General features: G+C 63.7%; 19 protein-coding genes and 1 pseudogene. 14 read left to right on the top strand and 6 right to left on the bottom strand.

Going from position 1 to position 21,192, the window contains the following annotated elements; translation table 11 throughout:
• The first annotated feature begins 14 nt into the window (after window positions 1-14).
• The 5 genes from fghA (at window position 15) to IF204_RS17690 (ending at window position 3,660) form a co-directional block, all read left to right on the top strand.
• On the top strand, window positions 15-854 hold the full coding sequence (gene fghA, locus IF204_RS17710; protein ID WP_040182696.1) for an S-formylglutathione hydrolase: 840 nt from the start codon (window positions 15-17) through the stop codon (window positions 852-854).
• A gap of 39 nt (window positions 855-893) precedes the next feature.
• Window positions 894-1,232 carry an HIT family protein gene (locus IF204_RS20155; RefSeq protein ID WP_228069601.1) on the top strand — a complete coding sequence of 113 codons (339 nt, stop codon included), beginning with the start codon at window positions 894-896 and terminating at the stop codon, window positions 1,230-1,232.
• Between the two features lie 42 nt (window positions 1,233-1,274).
• On the top strand, window positions 1,275-1,976 hold the full coding sequence (locus IF204_RS17700; RefSeq protein WP_194098487.1) for an IS6 family transposase: 702 nt from the start codon (window positions 1,275-1,277) through the stop codon (window positions 1,974-1,976).
• Between the two features lie 41 nt (window positions 1,977-2,017).
• Window positions 2,018-2,785 carry a TniB family NTP-binding protein gene (locus IF204_RS17695; protein ID WP_322743310.1) on the top strand — a complete coding sequence of 256 codons (768 nt, stop codon included), beginning with the start codon at window positions 2,018-2,020 and terminating at the stop codon, window positions 2,783-2,785.
• Window positions 2,786-2,868: 83 nt separating this feature from the next.
• On the top strand, window positions 2,869-3,660 hold the full coding sequence (locus IF204_RS17690) for a TniQ family protein (protein WP_040183014.1): 792 nt from the start codon (window positions 2,869-2,871) through the stop codon (window positions 3,658-3,660).
• A gap of 10 nt (window positions 3,661-3,670) precedes the next feature.
• Here IF204_RS17690 and IF204_RS17685 read toward each other — a convergent pair whose 3' ends face one another.
• Both IF204_RS17685 and IF204_RS17680 read right to left on the bottom strand, forming a co-directional pair.
• Window positions 3,671-5,287: an ISL3 family transposase gene (locus tag IF204_RS17685; protein WP_418287803.1), complete on the bottom strand. Its 1,617-nt coding sequence runs from the start codon at window positions 5,285-5,287 to the stop codon at window positions 3,671-3,673.
• A gap of 82 nt (window positions 5,288-5,369) precedes the next feature.
• A pseudogene (locus tag IF204_RS17680) lies at window positions 5,370-6,464 on the bottom strand (S-(hydroxymethyl)glutathione dehydrogenase/class III alcohol dehydrogenase); the annotation flags it as partial.
• Window positions 6,465-6,575: 111 nt separating this feature from the next.
• Here IF204_RS17680 and IF204_RS17675 point away from each other — a divergent pair.
• On the top strand, window positions 6,576-7,160 hold the full coding sequence (locus tag IF204_RS17675; RefSeq protein ID WP_194098483.1) for a HutD/Ves family protein: 585 nt from the start codon (window positions 6,576-6,578) through the stop codon (window positions 7,158-7,160).
• Here IF204_RS17675 and IF204_RS17670 read toward each other — a convergent pair.
• Window positions 7,121-8,479 carry a formimidoylglutamate deiminase gene (locus tag IF204_RS17670; protein ID WP_194098482.1) on the bottom strand — a complete coding sequence of 453 codons (1,359 nt, stop codon included), beginning with the start codon at window positions 8,477-8,479 and terminating at the stop codon, window positions 7,121-7,123. The genes IF204_RS17675 and IF204_RS17670 overlap by 40 nt on opposite strands.
• Before the next feature lie 87 nt (window positions 8,480-8,566).
• On the opposite strand from IF204_RS17670, the gene hutI reads away from it, so the two are divergent.
• Genes hutI through hutU form a run of 4 tightly spaced genes read left to right on the top strand, consistent with a single transcriptional unit; the run spans window position 8,567 to window position 13,786 of the window.
• Window positions 8,567-9,778, top strand: a complete 1,212-nt coding sequence (hutI, locus tag IF204_RS17665; protein WP_194098481.1) for an imidazolonepropionase — start codon at window positions 8,567-8,569, stop codon at window positions 9,776-9,778.
• Window positions 9,775-11,313: a histidine ammonia-lyase gene (hutH, locus tag IF204_RS17660; RefSeq protein ID WP_067548316.1), complete on the top strand. Its 1,539-nt coding sequence runs from the start codon at window positions 9,775-9,777 to the stop codon at window positions 11,311-11,313. The genes hutI and hutH overlap by 4 nt, the downstream gene beginning before the upstream one ends.
• The gene (gene hutG, locus IF204_RS17655; RefSeq protein WP_194098480.1) at window positions 11,310-12,122 is read left to right on the top strand and encodes an N-formylglutamate deformylase; all 813 of its coding nucleotides are present in this window, start codon (window positions 11,310-11,312) and stop codon (window positions 12,120-12,122) included. Before hutH ends, hutG begins: the two co-directional genes overlap by 4 nt.
• Window positions 12,119-13,786, top strand: coding sequence for a urocanate hydratase (hutU, locus tag IF204_RS17650; RefSeq protein ID WP_067548322.1), 1,668 nt, complete (start codon window positions 12,119-12,121; stop codon window positions 13,784-13,786). Before hutG ends, hutU begins: the two co-directional genes overlap by 4 nt.
• 43 nt (window positions 13,787-13,829) lie before the next feature.
• On the opposite strand, the gene IF204_RS17645 is transcribed toward hutU, so the two are convergent.
• Both IF204_RS17645 and IF204_RS17640 read right to left on the bottom strand, forming a co-directional pair.
• Window positions 13,830-14,969 carry a DSD1 family PLP-dependent enzyme gene (locus IF204_RS17645; RefSeq protein ID WP_194098479.1) on the bottom strand — a complete coding sequence of 380 codons (1,140 nt, stop codon included), beginning with the start codon at window positions 14,967-14,969 and terminating at the stop codon, window positions 13,830-13,832.
• 29 nt (window positions 14,970-14,998) lie between these two features.
• Window positions 14,999-15,688 carry a UTRA domain-containing protein gene (locus tag IF204_RS17640; protein WP_194098478.1) on the bottom strand — a complete coding sequence of 230 codons (690 nt, stop codon included), beginning with the start codon at window positions 15,686-15,688 and terminating at the stop codon, window positions 14,999-15,001.
• Window positions 15,689-15,882: 194 nt separating this feature from the next.
• Between IF204_RS17640 and IF204_RS17635 the strand changes: the two genes are divergently transcribed.
• The 4 genes from IF204_RS17635 to IF204_RS17620 are packed head-to-tail and all read left to right on the top strand — an operon-like array spanning window position 15,883 to window position 20,034.
• Window positions 15,883-16,839, top strand: coding sequence for an ABC transporter permease (locus IF204_RS17635; RefSeq protein ID WP_194098477.1), 957 nt, complete (start codon window positions 15,883-15,885; stop codon window positions 16,837-16,839).
• Window positions 16,840-16,852: 13 nt separating this feature from the next.
• Entirely contained in the window at window positions 16,853-17,701 is an 849-nt protein-coding gene (locus tag IF204_RS17630; RefSeq protein ID WP_067548354.1) for an ABC transporter permease, read from the top strand.
• A gap of 3 nt (window positions 17,702-17,704) precedes the next feature.
• Entirely contained in the window at window positions 17,705-18,967 is a 1,263-nt protein-coding gene (locus tag IF204_RS17625) for an ABC transporter ATP-binding protein (protein ID WP_194098476.1), read from the top strand.
• Complete coding sequence (locus IF204_RS17620) at window positions 18,967-20,034, top strand: succinylglutamate desuccinylase/aspartoacylase domain-containing protein (protein WP_194098475.1); 1,068 nt, start codon at window positions 18,967-18,969, stop codon at window positions 20,032-20,034. Before IF204_RS17625 ends, IF204_RS17620 begins: the two co-directional genes overlap by 1 nt.
• Here the strand turns inward: IF204_RS17620 and IF204_RS17615 are convergent.
• Window positions 20,031-21,191: a 2Fe-2S iron-sulfur cluster-binding protein gene (locus IF204_RS17615; protein ID WP_067548339.1), complete on the bottom strand. Its 1,161-nt coding sequence runs from the start codon at window positions 21,189-21,191 to the stop codon at window positions 20,031-20,033. The two genes, IF204_RS17620 and IF204_RS17615, sit on opposite strands and share 4 nt — an antisense overlap.
• Window position 21,192: the final 1 nt, after the last annotated feature.

The following is a 21,192-nucleotide window of genomic DNA, read 5'->3' as shown; positions in this document are numbered from 1 at the left end:
CTGGGAGACCTGCCATGTCATTGGAACTAAAGAGCGCCAACAAGGTCTTTGGTGGCTGGACCAAACATTACAGCCATCATTCCGATAGGTTGAACTGCGATATGCGCTTCGCGATCTACCTGCCGCCACAGACCGCGCAGGGGCAGAAGGTCCCTGTGATCTACTTCCTCTCTGGCCTGACCTGTACAGATGAGAATTTCATGCACAAAGCCGGGGCGCAGCGCCTTGCGGCGGAACTCGGTATTGCGTTGGTGGCACCCGACACCAGCCCACGGGGCGACGATGTGGCCAATGCGGAGACCTATGATCTGGGGCAGGGGGCCGGGTTCTATGTGAATGCGACAGAAGCCCCATGGAACCGGCATTACCATATGTATGACTATGTGCTGAAGGAATTGCCCAGGCTGATCGAAGAGACATTTCCGGTAAGCGATCAGCGGTCGATCTTCGGGCACTCGATGGGCGGCCACGGTGCGCTGGTTCTGGCGTTGCGCAACCCGGAGCGATACAGGTCCGTCTCTGCCTTTAGCCCGATCTGCAATCCGGTGAATTGCCCCTGGGGCCGGCAGGCCTTTAGCACCTATCTGGGCGACGACCGCGGCGCCTGGGAGGCTTATGACGCAAGCCTTCTGATGCGCAAGACCAATGGCGGGCTCCCGACGCTGGTGGATCAGGGCGAAGCGGATGATTTCCTTGACGAGCAGCTCAGGCCCGGCGCGCTGGAAGCGGCGGCGGAGGCGAGCGGCTATCCTCTGACCCTGCGGCGGCAGGAGGGGTATGACCACAGCTATTTCTTCATCTCGAGCTTTGTGGATGATCACCTGCGGTTTCACGCCCTCCATTTGGATAGGTAACGGCTCCGACCCTTCGCCTTTTGGATGTAGGACTAAAGCATGTTGCTTTCGCCAGTCTTCCGATCCCATCGGTTGGAAGAGGAAATCATCGACAAGGCGGCCGAGGTTCGCTTGCGCTGCCTTTCAAACTGGCTAGCCTTGATTTTCAGAAGTCACCGACAGAGAGGCTCGTTGATGTCTGAGACCTGTACCTTCTGCCGAATTGCCGCGGCAGACTTGCCGGCTTACAAGTTGTTCGAGGATGAACTCGTGCTTGCCTTTCTCGATCTTCATCCGATCCGCGAAGGCCACGCACTCATCATCCCAAAACAGCACTATCCGTGGTTTGAAGACATGCCAGAGCAGGTGACCGCACGGAGGTGTTGTCACGTTAACTAGCCTGAGGTTGCTGGTTAATCGATCCGGGCGTAGGCGACGTGGATGCAGACACAAAAGATCAGCTACAAACGCCACCGGTATCCTCCTCAGATCATCGCTCATGTTGTCTGGCTCTACGTCCGGTTCAACTTGAGCCTGCGGGAGGTAGAGGAGCTGATGCTGGAACGTGGCGTGGACGTTTCGTATGAGACGATCCGGCGCTGGACCGTCAAGTTCGGCCCGCTGATCGCCCACGTTCTACGCCGACGGCAGCCGCGCCCTGGCGATGTCTGGCATCTGGACGAAGTCGTTATGAAGATCGCAGGACGGTCATACTGGCTCTGGCGCGCAGTCGACCAAAGCGGCATCGTTCTTGAAGAAATTCTTCAATCGAGGCGAGACAAGCGCGCCGCAAAGCGGCTTTTGGTCAAACTGATTAAACGTTGGGGTTTCGTGCCCAAAAGGATCATTACGGACAAACTGCGCTCATATGGGGCTGCCAAGCGCGAGGTCGCGCCTGGCCTTGATCATTGGTCACACAAGGGGCTCAATAACCGCGCCGAAAACAGCCACTTGCCCTTCCGAAAACGAGAGCGGGTAATGCAAGGCTTCCGATCGCCGGGTGGATTACAACGCTTCGTATCTATGCAGTCCGCAACCCGCAATCGTTTCTCAGTCCCAGCCCGCCGCCGCTCTGCCCTCACCATACGCTACAATCGGCTCGAAGCATTCGAGGCGCGGAAATCCGCGGCACATGCCGGTTGATCAACGAACGGCATGCCAACTGGCAAACTAGGCGGGTTAACGTGACAACACCCCCTCATTCAATCGGATATCTGGATCGGCTTTCCGCGGGCCGAACAGGTGTTGGACCGCTTGCAGGTTATGATCGAAGCGCCACGGCAAACCCGTATGCCTCGCTTCTTGTGCATGGTGCCTCCGGGATCGGCAAGACGATGATCGCCCGAAACCTGTCGCGCAAATACGCACCAGAATACGATCCAGCGTCAGGCATCACCCGCACACCGCTGCTGCTGTTGCAAGCGCCGCCCGCACCAGACGAACGGCGGTTCTACCTGCACATCTTGGCCGCCGTCGGCGCCCCGGCGACGGCACTGAGCGCCCGCGCGCAAAATGTGGCTTCCCTCGAGGTCCGCGTCATCGCGCTCCTGCGCGACCTTGGCCTTCGGATGATCATGATCGACGAGGTTCACAACCTCTTGGCCGGGACCCACCGCGAACAGCGCCGCTTTCTCAATGTTCTGCGGTATCTTAGCAATGAACTCGAGGTGTCGCTGGTCTGCCTCGGGGTCAGCGAGGCCGTTGATGCCATCCGTGGTGATATCCAGCTTGCCAGGCGGCTGGACGAACATCACCTGCCAAACTGGCGCGACGATGCCGAGTTCTCGGACATGATCCAGACACTCATCGCGGCAATGCCCCTCGAGAAGAAATCCAATCTGAAGGTCAAGTCATTTAAGCAGATACTTGCGCTAACCGGTGGGGTGACCTCGCGCATCTTCGCCCTGATCAAGGATCTTTCCATTTACGCCATCGTCACAGGTGATGAATGAATTACTGATGACGCGATCGCAAAATGGACGCCGGTTTGGTCGCGCCATGCGAACGCCTATCGGCGACTCGAGAAGTCCGGGGTGTGAAGCCGCACACGCTGCCGAAAACTGTCGCGCCGCTGCCAGACGAGTTGTTGTCAGGTTGGTTATCTCGGCTGGCGGCGGCCAACTACTGCGATGACGCGGAACTGTTGGCTCATATCAAAATTGATACCGCGCATGGCACCGCCTTGGACTTCAGTGTCGACGCGGCCACGGCGGAGAGGATTGCCAACGCCGCACGAGTCGACCCAGATGTTGTGCGATCGTTGACCTTTCCGGCAATGACCCCACGAGAAGCCTCGCTGACGGCTCAGATGCCATTCCAGCATTGCGTGCAATGCTCCAGAGAGGGTCTTTCGCTCAGGCATTGGAGGCGGGCCTGGGCATTTGACTGCCAAGTTTGCGGGACGAGACTTGTGCAGACCCTTGGCAAACCCTGTGAGGAACAAATATCCGGAAAACTGATATTCCGAGCGCGCCGCGGGGCAGGGATGCTTGAGTGCGCCGCGCGATCGCGCGGCCCCAAGCAACTTCGGCGCGAAATGCGCGCAGTCATCTTTGCCATGTCACTCAAAACCTTCCGCGGGGATCCGTCGTTCGCTGTCCAGAACCCCAGATCGGAAGTTAGGCTGTTCTGCCTCGCCGCAATCGCCGCCGCTCGATCTCAGCCCTTGGCTAAGACAGCCATCGTCAGCAAAAGCATCGACGACTATGCAAGGGTTGCTCTCTTGCGCGCCTTCGAGAAGGAGCCTCGATTGCTTGCCGCGGTTGATCACATCGCGCAAAGGCGCGCGAAAAGCGCCGGCCCCATGACAGCCGCATCTCACAATTAAGGGCTCTGCCTCAATCTGTGTGGCAGAACGGTAGCATTCTCGCCCGCAACAATTCTGGACCAGCCCGGCCGTACATGGCGCGTTTGAGGGTTTTCAGGCGGTTGATCTGACCTTCCGCCTGGCCGTTGCTCCAAGGCATCTCGATTGCGTTTTTGACCGCATCGAAGTCCCGGTTCAAGGTGCGGGCGAAGCGCATGATGGGCGCCAGGTTGGTTTCGATCGCGTCGTCGATCCATGCAGGGAGCGGGTCTGCTTGGCGGCCACGCATGATACCGTTGAACCGCATGGCGAGGCTGCGCATCGTTGCGAAGGCGGGAGAGCCGGTCTTGAGCGTGTCGACTTTCCGCGCCTGATCCGGGGTGAACTTTCCGCGCGGCTTGATGCACAGCGCGGCCGCGATGACCGGGGAGATCGCGTGCCCAGTTTCCGGGTCTCGGACTGGCTTAAGGATTTCGTGCTCTACCTTGGGGTCGCTCGCTTGCTGTTCGGCTCTGCGCCAACCCGCCAGCAGCCGCTGCAAATGCGACTGACTCCCCTCGTAACCACGCTCTTGGATCATATGGAACAGGGCGCTGCCAGTTCGAATGCCCTCCTTCCAGCTTTGGCTCAGGAACTCTTCAAAGTACCACGGCGAAGTTGGTTTCAAAGCGGCCCGCCTGCGGTCCGGTGGTGTTTCGAACTGCAGCCATTTCGCGATGCTACGACGCGGGAACCCTGTTCGTCGCCCGATCTCGCTGCAGGAAAGCCCTTGATTTCGGAGTGCATGAATGGTGGCGAAAATCTCTTCCCGAGACGTCCTGTGCGCAAGGCGTGACTTCAGAAGGTTGCCGGCGGCGGTGATGTTGTCGGCGTCGGACAGCAGCGCCCTGCCGGTCGCACGGCCATGAAGGTTCATTTGCTCCTCTATGGCCTGCCGCAGGTTTTGTACGATATGGAACCGGTCAGCGACTTGCTTCGCCTGCGGTGCCCCTTGCCGTGCGGCCTGGGCGTAAAGACCGCAGCGATCTCTACTGATCACTTCCACCTCGGGATGTCGCTTCAGCCAGTTGGTGCAGGTGACGACATCTCGATCCTCGAGAACATCGATGACCACGCGCCGCTCCAGATCGACAATGATCGTGCCGTAGGTCTGCGACTTCCGCCAGCTCCAGTCGTCGATCCCGATGACTGTCGGCGGCGCGGCGGTGTCTTGAGCACGCTTCTTCAACTGCCTGAGCACTGTGTCATCGCTGATCCCAAGGCCCAAACGGTGCAAGAGCCGCTCGGCCGGCCGCCCGCCGGTCGCATGCCCAAGATGGCTGACAATCCCCCCGACACGCGAGGTGCGCCGCGCATAAGGACGCGCAATCGAGGCGATCTGGTCCGAGAACGTCCGACGTGGGCAAGCGGGCGTCAAACATTGCCAACGGCAAACCCAGAGAGCCACCGTAACCCCGTCTCCATGGGCGGGGTAATCCTGCAGCCGCCGACGCCGCCATCCGTGACGTCGGCGTGAATGCAATCCACAGTCCGGGCAAATGCCGTTTGGTGTCAGACTGCCCGATACAATCCACCCGCCGGAATCACTTCGCTCGACGCTTTGAACCGAAACTTCGCCCCCGGGCGACCAATGGTGCTTCGAACTCACAATTATCCCTCCTGAATTTTCCAGTTTCAGGATAGTTGCGCCACACAAAGTGAGGCAGAGCCCAATTAAGGGCTACGCGACAGCTCCGGATGCTCTCGCCCGCGTGCATCATCTCGAAGCCCTTGTTGATCTCTTCCAGCTTCAGAATATGCGTGATCATCGGGTCGATCTCGATCTTGCCGTCCATGTACCAGTCGACGATCTTGGGCACGTCGGTGCGCCCGCGCGCGCCGCCAAAGGCGGTGCCTTTCCATGTGCGGCCCGTGACCAGTTGGAAGGGGCGCGTGGCGATTTCGGCGCCGGCGGGGGCGACGCCGATGATGACGCTCTCGCCCCATCCCTTGTGCGATGCCTCGAGGGCGGTGCGCATGACGCCGACATTGCCGGTGGCATCGAACGTATAGTCGCCGCCGCCGGTCAGCTCGACCAGGTGGCCGAGCAGATCGCCCTTCACCTCATTCGGGTTGACGATATCGGTCATGCCGAAGCGCTTGGCCATCTCGACCTTTTGCGGGTCGATATCGACGCCGACGATCTGGCTGGCCCCCGCCATGCGCAGGCCCTGGATGACGTTGAGGCCGATCCCGCCGAGACCGAAAACGATGGCGCGGCTGCCCATCTCGACCTTGGCGGTGTTGATGACCGCGCCGATGCCCGTCGTGACACCGCAGCCGATATAGCAGACCTTGTCGAACGGCGCATCCTTGCGGATCTTGGCCAGCGCGATCTCGGGCAGGACGGTGTGGTTCGAGAAGGTCGAGCAGCCCATGTAATGCAGGATCGGCGTGCCATCGAGCATGGAGAAGCGGCTGGTCCCGTCGGGCATAACGCCCTTACCCTGCGTCGCGCGGATCGACTGGCAAAGGTTCGTCTTGGGGTTCAGGCAATACTCGCACTCGTGGCATTCGGGCGTGTAGAGCGGGATCACGTGATCGCCCACTTCCAGCGAGGTGACACCCTCGCCCACCTCGACGACGACGCCCGCGCCCTCATGGCCGAGGATCGCAGGGAACGCGCCCTCGGGATCGGCGCCCGACAGGGTGAAGTCGTCGGTGTGGCACAGGCCCGTCGCCTTGATCTCGACCAGAACCTCGCCCGCCTTGGGGCCGCCCAGGTTCACTTCCATGATTTCCATGGGTTTTCCGGCCTCAACGGCTACGGCGGCGCATGTTCTCATTGCAGATGTCACTTGAATTTATGTATAGACATATAAGGCGTCACCACGTTGCAGAAAGCGTGACTGGCCCCGTCAAGCATTTGGCGTCATCTGGGATGAAAGGAAGAAATCATGCAGCTGCTGAAGGGCGTCGATCTGGTGGAGGTGCCGTGGAAGAACGGCGGCGGCATCACCCGCAATATCGCAGAAGGCAAGACGGCGCTTGGCCCGACATGGCGACTGAGCCGGGCTGATGTGGCCGGGGATGGGCCTTTCTCGAATTTCGCGGGGCTGCGGCGGGTACTTACCGTTATCTCCGGCGCTGGCATGGACCTTTTGCACACGGATGGCACCTTGCGCGCCGATCCGCTAAAGCCGGTGGCGTTCGATGGGGGCCTGCCCGTCACGGCGCGCCTGCTGGACGGGCCGCTGACCGATCTGAACCTGATGTTCGACCCGGCCCATTGCGACGGCGCCGTGCGCCTGTTGCGCGGCGCGGCCGTGCAGGACGTGGACCCCCCGTCTGGCGGGCTCACGGCAATCCACGTCGTTCAGGGCCGCCCGCGGATCGCGGGCGACGCGCTGGCTGTCGCGGATACCGCGTTCTTGACCGGGCCTGCTGATTTGCAACTGGCCGAGAGCGACGCTCTGCTGGAGATATCCTTGCGGTATCTCGATCAGAGTGCTGCCGTCACACTGTCCATTGCGGCCCGATAGCGCGCGACGATACCCTCGCGCGCGACATGCCTGCCGCCCTGAACCATGTGGCGCCCGGCGGACCAGACATCGGTCACGGCGGCGTCCGTCGCGGCAAAGACCAGACCATCGAGCAACTGGTGGCGCGGCAGCGCCATCAACGCGGTATCATGGCTGTCGATCGCAACCAGATCGGCCAGCTGGCCCACCGCGATCGTGCCCGCCTTGCGGCCCAGGGCCTGCGCCCCGCCGCGCGCCGCGCCGGTATAGAGCATGTGACCGACCGACCCTTCCTCGACGACCATGACATTGCGCGCCATGTCGCGCAGGCGCTGCGAATATTCCAGGGTGCGCAACTCCTCGGTCAGTGAGATCCGCACGTTGGAGTCCGATCCGATGCCGAAGGCCCCGTGCGCCTGCAGATAGGCGGGCCCGTTGAACGGGCCATCGCCCAGATTGGCCTCGGTGATCGGGCAGAGGCCCGCAACCGCGCCTGAATGGGCCATCGCCCGCGTTTCGGCATCGGTCATGTGGGTGGCGTGGATCAGGCACCATTCCGGCGTGACATCGGCATTCGCCAACAGCCAGTCCACAGGGCGCGCGCCCAACCACGCCTCGATATCGGTGACCTCCTTGGGCTGCTCGGCGATGTGGATATGGACGGGGCCGCCCTCATGCGCGGCCAGCGCGGCCGCCAGATCATCCGGCGAGGTGGCGCGCAGAGAATGGGGCGCGATGCCGACGCGGCAATCCTCGGGCAGATCTGCCACCGCTCGGCGCGCATGCGCGACCAGATCGCCGAAACGATCCACGCTGTTGCCGAATCGTGCCTGTCCCGGCTGCAACGGCGTCTGTCCCGCGCCGCCATAGGTATAAAGCACCGGCAGATGCGTCAGGCCGATGCCCGACACTTGCGCGGCGGCAGCGATACGCGCCGAAAGCTCTGCCAGATTGTCATAAGGCCCGCCGTCCGGCTGGTGGTGCAGGTAATGAAACTCGCCGACGCTGGCATATCCCGCCTCCTGCATTTCCAGGAAAACGAAGGCGGCAATCGCCTCGATATGCTCGGGCGTCAGATGCGCGGTAAAGCGGTACATCAGATCGCGCCATGTCCAGAAGCTGTCTTTGCCGGCTGCGCGATACTCGGTCATGCCCGCCATCGCGCGCTGAAAGCTGTGGCTGTGAAGGTTGGCAAGCGCGGGCAAAACTGTGTCGACGCGCAAATCATCAGGCCCGGCGCTGGCGCCTGCGGTCACCTCGGTGATCGTGCCGGCCTCCATGCTCAACCGGACATCGCTGGCCCATCCATCCGCCAAAAGCGCCTGTTTTGCGAAAATCATTTGACTGCCTTTCGAAAGCTTATGTATAGACATATACAGCGCCCAAAGCCGTTGGAAAAGCGAAACTTCAGCCATTTCGGACAGTTTATGACAGATAGCAGCACCCTTTACGTTGATTTAACAGCCGCGACCATGATTCCGGGGGACGAGGCTTATGGCCAGATCCAGGATGCGGCGATTGTCGTCGAGGACGCGCGAATCGCCTGGGTCGGGCCGCGCGGCGATCTGCCTTCCCAGTATGATAGCCTACGTGCGCACAGCCTGGGGGGGCGCCTTGTCACGCCGGGACTGATCGACTGCCATACCCATGTGGTGCATGGCGGCGACCGGGCGGGCGAGTTCGAGATGCGCCTCAACGGCGCCAGCTATGAGGAGGTCGCGCGCGCCGGCGGCGGCATCGTCTCGACCGTGACGGCCACCCGCGCGTCGGATGTGGACCGGATGGTGGCCGATGCCCTTCCCCGCGTCGATGCGCTGCTTTCCGAGGGCATCTGCACGCTGGAAATCAAGTCGGGCTACGGCCTCGACACCGAAACCGAGCTGCGGATGCTGCGCGCCGCGCGCCGGATCGGGCACGAGCGCCCGGTACGGGTCTGCACCACGTTCCTCGGCGCGCATGCGGTGCCCGCCGAATATGACGGCCGCCCCGACGCCTATATCGACGAGGTCTGCATCCCCACCCTGCGCAAGGCGCACGGCGAAGGGCTGGTCGACGCGGTCGATGCGTTCTGCGAGGGCATCGCCTTTTCGCCCGAACAGGTCAACCGCGTCTTTGACGCGGCGCGCAAGTTGGGCCTGCCGGTCAAGATCCATGCCGAGCAGCTGTCGAACCTCGGCGGCGCGATCATGGCGGCAGGGCATGGCGCCATCTCTGCCGATCACATCGAATATCTGGACGAGGCGGGCGTCGCCGCGCTGGCCAAGTCCGGCACCGTTGCCGTGATCCTGCCCGGCGCCTTCTACACCATCCGCGAGACCCAGGCCCCGCCCATCGCAGCCCTGCGCAAGGCGGGCGTTCCCATGGCGCTGGCGACCGACAACAACCCCGGATCGTCGTCGCTGACCTCGCTGCTCTTGACCATGAACATGGCCTGCACGCTGTTCCGCATGACCCCCGAAGAGGCGCTGGCCGGCGCGACGCGCAACGCGGCTGCCGCGCTGGGGCTGGATGATTGCGGAACCATCGCCAAGGGCAAGCGTGCCGATCTGGCCGTCTGGGACGTCAAGACACCGGCCGAGCTGAGCTATCGCATCGGGTTCAACCCGCTTCATTCCCGCATTTTCGGAGGCATTTCGTGACCACGCTTACCCTGACGCCCGGCGCCGTGACGCTGGACCATCTGGCGCAGATCTATTGGAGCGAGGCCGCCGTGCGCCTCGATCCCGCGTGCCACCCGGATATCGAGCGCGCCCATGCGCGCATCGCCCGCGCCGTTGCCGGAACCGATGCCGTCTATGGCGTCAATACCGGCTTTGGCAAGCTGGCCTCGGTCAAGATCGCGTCCGAGGATACGGCCACGCTGCAGCGCAACCTGATCCTATCTCATTGCTGCGGCGTCGGCCCGGCCATCCCGCGCCGGATGGCGCGGCTGCTGATGGCGCTCAAGCTGCTCAGCCTCGGGCGCGGCGCGTCGGGTGTGCGGCTCGAGCTGACACATCTCATCGAAGCGATGCTGGACAAGGGCGTGACGCCCGTGATCCCGGCGCAGGGCTCGGTCGGGGCGTCGGGCGATCTGGCGCCGCTTGCGCATATGGCGGCCGTCATGATGGGTCATGGCGAGGCCGAATTCGGCGGCACGGTGATGGCGGGCGACAAGGCGTTGGAGACCGCGGGCCTCAGCCCGATCGAGCTGGGCCCCAAAGAGGGCCTCGCGCTGATCAACGGCACGCAATTCTCGACCGCCTTCGCACTGGCGGGCCTGTTCGGCGCATGGCGCGCGGCGCATTCCGCGCTGGTCACATCCGCGCTCTCGACGGACGCCATCATGGGCTCGACCGCACCCCTGCAGCCCGAGATCCACAGCCTGCGCGGCCATCGCGGCCAGATCGAGGCAGGCGAGGCGATGCGCGCGCTCTTGGACGGCTCCGAGATCCGTGAGAGCCACAGGGACGGCGACGCGCGCGTGCAGGATCCCTATTGCATCCGCTGTCAGCCGCAGGTGACGGGCGCCGCGATGGATGTGCTGCGCCAGGCCGCGCGAACGCTGGAAATCGAGGCGAATGCAGCAACGGACAATCCGCTTGTGCTGACCGATGCGGATCTGATCGTCTCAGGCGGTAACTTTCATGCCGAGCCGGTCGGCTTTGCCGCCGACATGATCGCGCTGGCCGTGGCCGAGATCGGCGCCATCGCCCAGCGCCGCGTCGCGCTGATTGTCGATCCGGTGCTCAGCCACGATTTGCCTGCCTTCCTGACGCCGCGTCCGGGGCTGAATTCGGGCTACATGATCGCCGAAGTCACAACCGCCGCATTGATGAGCGAGAACAAGCATCTGGCCAATCCTTGCGTTACCGACAGCACGCCGACATCCGCCAATCAGGAGGATCACGTGAGCATGGCCGCCCATGGCGCGCGGCGCCTGATGCCGATGCTGGACAACCTCACCCGCATCCTCGGGGTCGAACTTCTTTGCGCGGCGCAGGGCGTCGATTTCCGCGCACCATTGACCACCAGCGCCGCGCTGGCCCGCGTTGTCGTGCGTGTGCGGCAAGAGGTCGAGACGCTGGGCGATGACCGCTACATGGCCCCCGATCTGGAGCGCGCGGCGCATATGATCGCCACGGGCGCCATCATCGAGGCGGCAGGCACGCCGATGCCGGAGCTGGGCGCATGATCCCGGTCGAGGTCGCGCGCGGCGACAGCCCCGTGGTGCTGGGCCTTCCGCATACCGGCACCCATGTGCCGGACGCCATCATGGCGGATCTGAACGAGCGGGGCCGCGGCCTCGACGATACCGATTGGCATATCGAGCGGCTCTATGACGAGCTGCTGCCCGGCGCCACGACGGTGCGGGCGACCTTCCACCGCTATGTGATCGACGCCAATCGCGACCCGTCGGGCGCGTCGCTCTATCCCGGTCGGAACACGACCGGCCTCGTGCCGCTGACGGATTTTGACGGGCATGACATCTGGCACTGCGCGCCGGATGACGCCGAGATCGAGGAGCGCCGTAAGACCTTCCACGCCCCCTACCACGCGGCCCTCGCCGCCGAGATGGAACGGGTGAAGGCGATCCACGGCATCGCGATCCTCTATGACTGCCACTCGATCCGCTCGGAAATCCCGTTTCTTTTCGATGGCGTGCTGCCCGATTTCAACATCGGCACCAATATGGGCGCCACTTGCGATCCGGCGATCGAGGCCATTGTCCAGGACGTTTGCAATGCTGCCGAAGGGTATAGCAGCGTTCTCAACGGTCGTTTCAAGGGCGGCTGGACGACGCGTCACTATGGTAAACCCACGCACCGCATGCACGCCATCCAGATGGAACTGTCGCAAGCGACCTATCTGAGCGCCGAAAGTCCGCCCTGGACCTATGACAGCGCGAAGGCCGAGCGTCTGCGCCGCCCCCTAAAGGACATTCTGACCCAACTGGCCGATCCGGCCCTTATCGCAAAACTCACGCCCGGAGGCACCTCATGAGCAATCCCCGCAAGAATACCCGCGACATCTATCCCGCGACCGGCAGCGAGATCACAGCCAAGAGCTGGATGACCGAAGCGCCCATGCGGATGCTGATGAACAACCTGCATCCCGACGTGGCCGAGAACCCGCACGAGCTGGTCGTTTATGGCGGCATCGGGCGCGCCGCGCGCACGTGGGACGATTTCGACACCATCGTGGCCAGCCTCAAGGATCTCGAAGAGGATCAGACGCTGCTGGTGCAATCGGGCAAGCCCGTGGGCGTTTTTCAGACGCACAAGGACGCGCCCCGCGTGTTGATCGCCAACAGCAACCTCGTGCCACATTGGGCGACCTGGGACCATTTCAACGAGCTGGATAAGAAGGGTCTGGCGATGTACGGCCAGATGACCGCCGGATCGTGGATCTATATCGGCAGCCAAGGCATCGTTCAGGGCACTTACGAGACATTCGTCGAGGCGGGCCGCCAGCATTACAATGGCGATCTGACCGGCAAGTGGATCCTGACCGGCGGCCTCGGCGGCATGGGCGGCGCACAGCCATTGGCCGCCGTGATGGCCGGCGCCTGCTGTCTCGCGGTCGAGTGCAATCCCGACAGCATCGATTTCCGTCTGCGCACCCGCTATGTGGATGAGAAGGCCGAGACGCTGGACGAGGCGCTGGAAATGATCGAGCGCTGGACCAAGGCGGGCGAGGCGAAATCGGTTGCGCTGCTGGGCAATGCCGCCGATGTCTTTCCCGAGCTGGTCAAGCGCGGCGTGCATCCCGATATCGTCACCGACCAGACCAGCGCGCATGATCCGGTCAATGGCTACCTGCCGCAGGGCTGGACGATGGCCCAGTGGCGCGACAAGCGCGAGAGCGATCCCAAGGCCGTCGAGAAAGCCGCCCGCGCCAGCATGAAGGTGCATGTCGCCGCGATGGTCGATTTCTGGAACGCAGGTGTGCCGACGCTGGACTATGGCAACAACATCCGGCAGGTCGCGCTGGAGGAAGGTCTGGAGAATGCCTTTGCCTTCCCGGGATTCGTCCCCGCCTATATTCGCCCGCTTTTCTGCCGCGGTATCGGGCCGTTCCGCTGGGCGGCCCTCTCGGGCGATCCCGAGGACATCTACAAGACCGACGCCAAGGTGAAAGAGATCCTGTCCGAGGACACACACCTGCACAACTGGCTCGACATGGCGCGCGAGCGGATCAGCTTCCAAGGCTTGCCCGCACGCATCTGCTGGGTCGGCCTCGGCGTGCGTCACAAGCTGGGCCTCGCCTTCAACGAGATGGTCCGCAATGGCGAGTTGAAAGCGCCCATCGTGATCGGGCGTGACCACCTCGATTCAGGCTCGGTTGCCTCGCCCAACCGCGAGACGGAGGCTATGAAGGACGGCAGTGACGCCGTATCCGACTGGCCACTGCTCAATGCTCTGCTGAACACTGCGTCGGGCGCGACATGGGTGTCGCTGCATCACGGCGGCGGCGTGGGCATGGGCTTCAGCCAGCATTCCGGCATGGTCATCTGCTGTGATGGCTCGGAGGATGCCGACCGCCGCATCGCGCGTGTCCTCTGGAACGATCCGGCGACCGGCGTCATGCGCCATGCCGATGCGGGTTATGAGGAGGCGCTGGACTGCGCCCGCGAGCAGGGGCTGAACCTGCCCGGCATCCTCTGATGCGCTTTCGCCGCCGGTCCATAAAGGCCCGGCGGCGCCCCCACTACCAGCCGCCGAAACGCGGCCATTCCATCAGTGGTCCGCCATCCTTCGGGATGACGTGATACTCGCCATGCTGCGATGCCGTTGCGCAGGCATGGTTCGGCAAGATGCGCAGGCGCGTGCCGATGGGCAGGTCCGGCATGGCCGCGTCCGAGCTGGGGCGCGCGGCAATCGTTCCATGCTCCTGACTGGTCTGGGTGACGATCAGATCGGGGATCGGGCGCCCCGCCTCGTCGCAGACCAGTCCGTAGCCTTGATCCACCTCCTGCGCCGCCGTGCCGCGATCGCGCGACATGGCCATCCATCCCGCATCGACCATGATCGAACCGCGCGCGGGTTGATGGCCGATCACGGTCGTCAACACCGACAGCGCGATATCATCCACCGCGCAGGCACCGATACCCGCCATCACCAGATCGAAAAACACATAGACGCCCGCGCGCAGTTCGGTCACGCCGGTCAGATCCGTCGCGGCATGGGCCGTGGGGGTCGACCCTGCGCTGACCACCGGGCATGGCAGACCTGCGCCGCGCAGCGCCTCTGCCGCAGCCACCAATGCGGTGCGCTCGACCTCGGCGAACTTGGCCTGCGCGGCGCGGCCCACCGCGCCATAGCTCTGGCCCGCGTGACAGAGGACACCCGCCAATTCGGCGCCCCCATCCTGCAGGATGCGCCCGATCTCGATGATTTCCGGATCATCCGGCACCAACCCGCTGCGATGACCGTCGCTGTCGATCTCGATCAGCGCCGGAATGGCAATGCCCGCCCGCGCCGAGGCGTCTGCAACGGCCCGCGCCTGCGGAGCGGAGTCGACGAGGACCGTCAGGCGGCACCCGGCGCGGTGCAGATCCAGAACGCGGTTCAGCTTGTTCAAGGCGATACCGACACCATAGGTGATGTCGCGGATCCCGGCAGCGGCAAAGACCTCGGCCTCGGCCAGGGTCGAGACCATCGCAGGCCCGGTGCCGCCCGGCAGCATCCGGCGGGCCACCTCCACCGATTTGCCCGTCTTGAGGTGCGGGCGCAGCGGCACCCCGAGGCTGGCCGCATGGGCCGCGAGACGCTCGATGTTGCGCATCATCCTCGCCTCGTCGACGATCAGGCAGGGCGTCATCATGGTAGCGAGTGATTGGGGGCTCATAGCGGGTCTTTCGATATCAAGGGGCGCGCTCAGTAACGCGTCGTCATGCGGTGACCGGGGCGATAGGCCAGCTTGACGAAGGTGTTTGCACTGCCTTCGAACCATGTCGCCCGCTCGACCGTGAAGAGCGGATCGCCCGTCTGGCAGCCAAGATGTCCGGCCAGCGCGGCATCGGCCAGTGTCGCGGAGAAGCTGATCTCGGCGGTCGAGAAGGGGATTGTCGAGACCAGCCATTCATTGGGGCCGACCTGCGAGAAGTCGGCATCTCGCGCCTGCGGCAGAACCTCGAGATTGATCCAGCGATCCTCGTGCTGGAACGGATCGCCATCGGCGTAATGCATGCAGACGAGGTGCAGCGCGTCGGTCCCCTGCCCCAGCTGAAGCCGCGTGCGCAGCCAGTCGGGCGCGGTCTCGATGCTGCGCGACGCAAGGCTGTAGCGATATTCGGCGCCCTTGTCCTCGATCTCGCGGCGCACAAGCGGAATGTCGAAACGCGCCTGCCGGATCGGACTTGCGCGGACCCGCGTGCCTGCCTTGCGCCGCCGCTCGATCAGGCCGTCATCCGCCAGCTCGCGCATAGCGCGGTTCACGGTCGCGCGGGCGCAGCCATAGGTTTCCGCCAGCTCAATCTCGTTCGGAATAAGGCTGCCGGGTTGCCAATGACCGCTGGTGATCTTGGACAGGATGTCCGATTTCACATCCTTGTAAGTGGCATTCATCGGGCAAGCCTTCGCATAAGTTCGCGCTATTGCACTTATAGTCTATATCTTATCCCACACCAAGCCTGCGGCGCGACCTTGTAGATATTCTAAACGACGGCGCTGCAAGCCTGCGCTTGCCGGACTAGGCGACCTCTATCACCCTATATATAGTCTAGACATAAACGGAATCCCTTGGACAAGAAGCGGTTTAGATGCGGACTATCCTGTCGATCATTCTGAAAAGACTGCTGGTCGGATGCATGACGCTTTTCGTCGTGACGATCATCATCTTCGGCGCCATCGAAATGCTGCCCGGCGACATCGCGACCGAGGTTCTTGGCCAGGCCGCGACCGAAGAAAGCCTGAACGCCTTTCGCGAGAAATACGATCTGAACCGGTCCTTGCCCGCGCGCTACCTGTCATGGCTTGGCGGCGCCATCACGGGCGATTTCGGCATCAGCCTCGCCAATCAGCGCCCCATCTCCGAACTGATCGGCCAGCGCGCCGCCAACACGTTTTTCCTTGCAGGCTATGCCGCCGCGATCGCGGTTCCGATCGCCGTGGTGTCGGGCATGCTGGCCGCGCTCTATAACGGATCCGTCTTCGACCGGATGCTCAGCAGCTCGACTTTGGCCGCGATCTCGTTCCCCGAATTTTTCATCGCCTATATCCTGATCCTGATCTTTTCGGTCGTACTCGGCTGGTTTCCCAGCCTCGCCAATGTCGATCCCGGCACGGGCCTCGGTGAGCGGCTTTACCTGACGTTTCTGCCCGCGATGACGCTGACGTTGATCGTGCTGGCCTACATGATGCGCATGACACGGGCGGCGATTCTGAACCTTTTGGCGCTGCCTTATATCGAGATGGCGCATCTGAAGGGGATGAAGCGCTGGCGCGTGATCGCGGTTCATGCCCTGCCCAATGCGCTCGCGCCGATCATCAACGTGATCGCGCTGAACCTTGCCTATCTGATCGTCGGGGTGGTGCTGGTCGAGGTGGTCTTCGTCTATCCCGGCCTGGGTCAGATCCTGGTCGATGCGGTGTCGAACCGCGATGTGACCGTGGTGCAGGCCGCCTGCCTGATATTCGCGGCCACCTACATCCTTTTGAACCTCGCGGCGGATATCCTGTCGATCATCGCCAATCCCCGCCTTCTGCACCCGAGGTAGCGCCGTGAACGAAATACTATACACCTTACGCGGCGCGCCGGTTTCGGCCTGGAGCGGCATCGCGATCATCGGTCTCTACGCCATCCTGGCCATTGCCGCGCCGCTGCTGGCCCCCTATCCCGAGGCGGCCTCGGTGGGTGCGCAATATCAGCCCTGGGCCGCGCCACATTACCTTGGCACCGATGCGCTGGGGCGCGACGTGCTCTCGCGTCTGATCTACGGCGCGCGCAATACGGTTGGCATCGCGCTGGCCACGACGGCGCTGGCCTTCCTTCTGGGCGCGACCATGGGCCTTCTGGCCGCTACCCTCGGCGGATGGTTCGACGCGATCAGCGCGCGCGTGGTCGATGTGCTGATGGCGATCCCGGCGCTGATCTTCGCGCTGCTCATCCTGACCATCACCGGTACATCGGTCCTGGCCCTGATCTTCGTCATCGCCATCCTGGACAGCACCCGTGTCTACCGCCTGTCGCGCGCCGTCGCCCAAGGCATCCTGACAATGGATTATATCGAGGTGGCGCGGATGCGCGGCGAGGGCCTGTGGTGGCTGATCCGCAAGGAGGTGCTGCCCAATGCCGCAGCGCCCCTGATCGCGGAATTCGGCCTGCGCTTCTGCTTTGTCTTCCTCTTCATCTCGGCGCTGTCATTCCTCGGCCTCGGCATCCAGCCGCCCACCGCCGACTGGGGCGGCATGGTCCGCGAAAGCGCCAAGCTGATCGGCTTTGCCGATTTCTCGACCTGGCAGACCGCCACCTTCGGCCTTGCGCCGCTGCTGCCCGCCGGGGCCATCGCGCTGCTGACCATCGGCGTCAACCTGATCGTGGACTGGGTGCTGCACATGTCTTCGGGCCTCAAGGAGTAACGCATGAGCGATCTGCTGCTGGAGATGACCGATATCCGCATCGAGGGGCGCTCGGAACGGGCGTGGAAGCCCATCATCAAGGGTGTCGATCTGGCGCTGCGACGGGGCGAGATCCTGGGCATCATCGGCGAGAGCGGCGCGGGCAAATCCACGCTGGGCCTTGCCGCAATGGGCTATACCAAGGGCGGCTGCCGGATCAGCGGCGGCTCGATCACATTTGACGGGCAGGAACTTGTGGGAGCGCCACAAGGCACGCTGCGGAAGCTGCGCGGCAAACGCATCGCCTATGTCGCGCAATCCGCAGCCGCCGCCTTCAACCCGGCCTACAAGCTGATCGACCAGTATTCCGAAGGCCCGGTCAAGCACGGGGTCATGAGCCGCGCCGAGGCAGAGCGCGACGCGAAAGAGCTCTATCGCAAGATCCGTCTGCCGGACCCGGACCAGATCGGCTTTCGTTATCCGCACCAGGTATCGGGCGGGCAGCTGCAACGCGCGATGACGGCGATGGCGATGTCCTGCCGGCCCGATCTGATCGTCTTCGACGAGCCGACGACGGCGCTGGACGTGACCACCCAGATCGAGGTGCTGGCCGCGATCCGCGACATCGTGCGCGAATACAACACCGCCGCGATCTACATCACGCATGACCTGGCGGTCGTCGCGCAGATGGCCGACCGGATCAAGGTGCTCTTGCGGGGCGAGGAGGTCGAGGATGCGCCCGCGCGCGACATGCTGGCCAATCCGCAAGAGGAATACACCAAATCCCTCTGGGCGGTCCGCGATTTCCGCCGCGATCCGATGCCTCCGCAGGAAGCGGGTATCGCGCCGCTGCTGGAGATCGAGCTGGACCCGGACGAATTCATCGACCGCCTTCCATCCGAGTTGTCCGGGGGGCAGAAACAGCGCGTCTGCATCGCCCGCGCTCTGGCGGCCGAGCCGGAATTCATCATCTGCGACGAGGTGACATCGGCCCTTGATCAGCTGGTGGCCGAGGGCATCCTGCGCCTGCTGGACCGGCTGCAGCGCGAGATGAACCTGACCTACATGTTCATCACGCATGATCTGGCGACGGTGCGCTCCATCGCGGATAATGTCGTGGTGGTGCAAAACGGCGTCATTGTCGAGCAGGGCACGAAGGACGAGATCTTCACGCCGCCACACGCCGCCTATACCGAGCTGCTTTTGTCATCGGTGCCTGAAATGGATCCCGATTGGCTGACCCAACTGCTGGCCGCGCGCGGCGCAAGCGGGCAAGGGCAGCCATGATGGGCCTTGCATTCGGCACCGTCTCGTCCGCGCTCAATCTTGATGCTCCGGGCAAGCGTGCGGGACAATTCGGCCTGACGCATTCGGGCAACCGACATGCCTTTTCCACCATCCGCGCGCCGCTTGGCGTCATACGTGGTGGGGATGGCCCCACGGCCCTGATCTGCGGCGGCAACCACGGCGACGAATACGAGGGGCAGATCATCGCACGCCGCCTCTACGAGCGGCTCGAGCCGGGTGATCTGGCGGGGCGCCTCATCCTGGCGCCTGCGCTCAACATGCCCGCAATCGAGGCAGTCAGCCGCACCTCGCCGCTGGACGGCGGCAACCTGAACCGCTCCTTTCCCGGCGAGGCGCATGCCGGCCCCACGCGCGAGATTGCCGGGTTTGTCGCGACCCAGCTCATGACTGTGGCCGATCTCGCCATCGACCTGCATTCAGGCGGGACCGGCACCGCCTATCTGGACGCCGCCTATCTTTGCCTTTCGGGCGACGCGGCGCGCGATGCGCAAACCCGCGCCATGGCGACGGCGATGGGTCTGCCCTTCGCGATGGTCGTGCCGCCGGGCGATACGCCCGGAGATTTCGACGGTGCCGCGCATGCGGCGGGCTGCGCCATGCTGTCCTGCGAGCTGGGCGGTGAGGGCAAGGTGTCACGGCGCGCGCTAGAGGCAGGCTGGCAGGGCGTCTTGCGCGTGCTGGTTGACGCGGGCATCCTGCACGAGGCGGCAGCGACGCGTCTGGGGGCGGGACCCGCGCCGCAGACGCGGTTTCTGGATCTCGGCGCCGCTTCGGCGGCTGTTACATCGGATCACCACGCGCTTGCCGAGCCGCTGGTTGCGTTGGGCGAGGCGGTCAGCGCTGGTCAGCCTATCGCCCGCCTACGCGATCTGCATCGTCTGGACGTTTCGGCCATTGACCTGACCGCGCCCGTCGCAGGCATTGTCGCCATTCAGCGTGCGGGCGCGATTGTCGCGCCCGGCGATCATCTTTGCGTTATCTGCCCGGAACTCTCCGGCACGGCACTGGATGCTCTGCTGGAGCAGACCGCGCGCGGCGCGCCCTAGATATCCAGCACTACGGCCCCCTTGGGGCGGGCGCAGCAGATCAGCACCTCGCCCGGCGCGGGCGGGTTCAGCGGATCCTCGAAATATTCGACCTCGCCCGACACAAGCGCGCATTTGCACGAGTTGCAGATCCCGGCGCGACAGCTGAATTCAGGATTGAGGCCGGCATTCTCGGCAAGCTCCAGCAAGGAGGCCGCCCTGCCATCCCATGCCGCTGCCTTGCCGGATTTACGGAACGTCACATCACCCACGGCCGCAACGGGCGCAGCCTTTGGGGCCAGCTCGACCGCGGTTTCGTCGCTGGCCCAGGCATCGGGATTGGTCAGGAAAGTCAGCGACCGGACGGAGGCCGCCGCCTTCGACGCGGCCTGCGACGGCTTATTGGGAGGCGCGGCACTTGTCTGGTCCAGAGACATGGCCTTGCCAAAGAACTCATAGGCAATCCGGTCCTTTGGCAGGCCCAGCTCTTGCAACAGCTGATACATCGCCGCCATGAACGGAGCGGGGCCACACATATAGGCCTCGTAGTCGCCGATGGGGACGTGATCTTGCAGAAACGCCTTGTCGATCATGCCCTCGGCGTGGTTGCGCGCGGCGCTGCGGTCCTCTTCCGTGGGCGTGCGATAAACAAAGAGGGTGCGGATATTGCCACCTGCAAGCGCCTCGACCTCATCGCGCAGCGCGTGGACCGCGCCATTCTCGCAGGCGTGGATGAAATAGACGTCCCGCCCGCTGCCCTTGAGGCTGTGCAGCATCGACACCAAAGGCGTCAGCCCGACACCGCCCGACAGCAGCAGGACGGGGCGGCGGCTGTCCTCGTCCAGAACGAAACTGCCGCGCGGGGCTGCGATCTCGATCTCGTCGGCGATGTCGATCCGGTCATGAAGCCAGCACGATCCGACCCCGTCGGGCGCGCCATTCTGTCCTGCCTCACGCTTGACCGTGATGCGGTGATGACCCGTCTCCGATACGGCATTCGACACTGAATAGGTCTTGAGCACCGGCGCGCCCTCACCCGGCATTTTCAGCGTCAGATACTGTCCCGGTTTGACCGGCCAGAGGGCCTTTCCATCCACCGGCACCAGATGAAAAGACGTGATGATATCGCTCTCGCGCCGCTTGTCCGCGACGCGAAAGGTTCGGAAGCCGCCCGCCATC

This window comes from Marivivens aquimaris (genome assembly GCF_015220045.1).
GTDB classification, from domain to species: domain Bacteria; phylum Pseudomonadota; class Alphaproteobacteria; order Rhodobacterales; family Rhodobacteraceae; genus Marivivens; species Marivivens aquimaris.
Note: the sequence above shows the minus strand (reverse complement) of the source record. Positions and strands in the feature narration are given on the sequence as shown.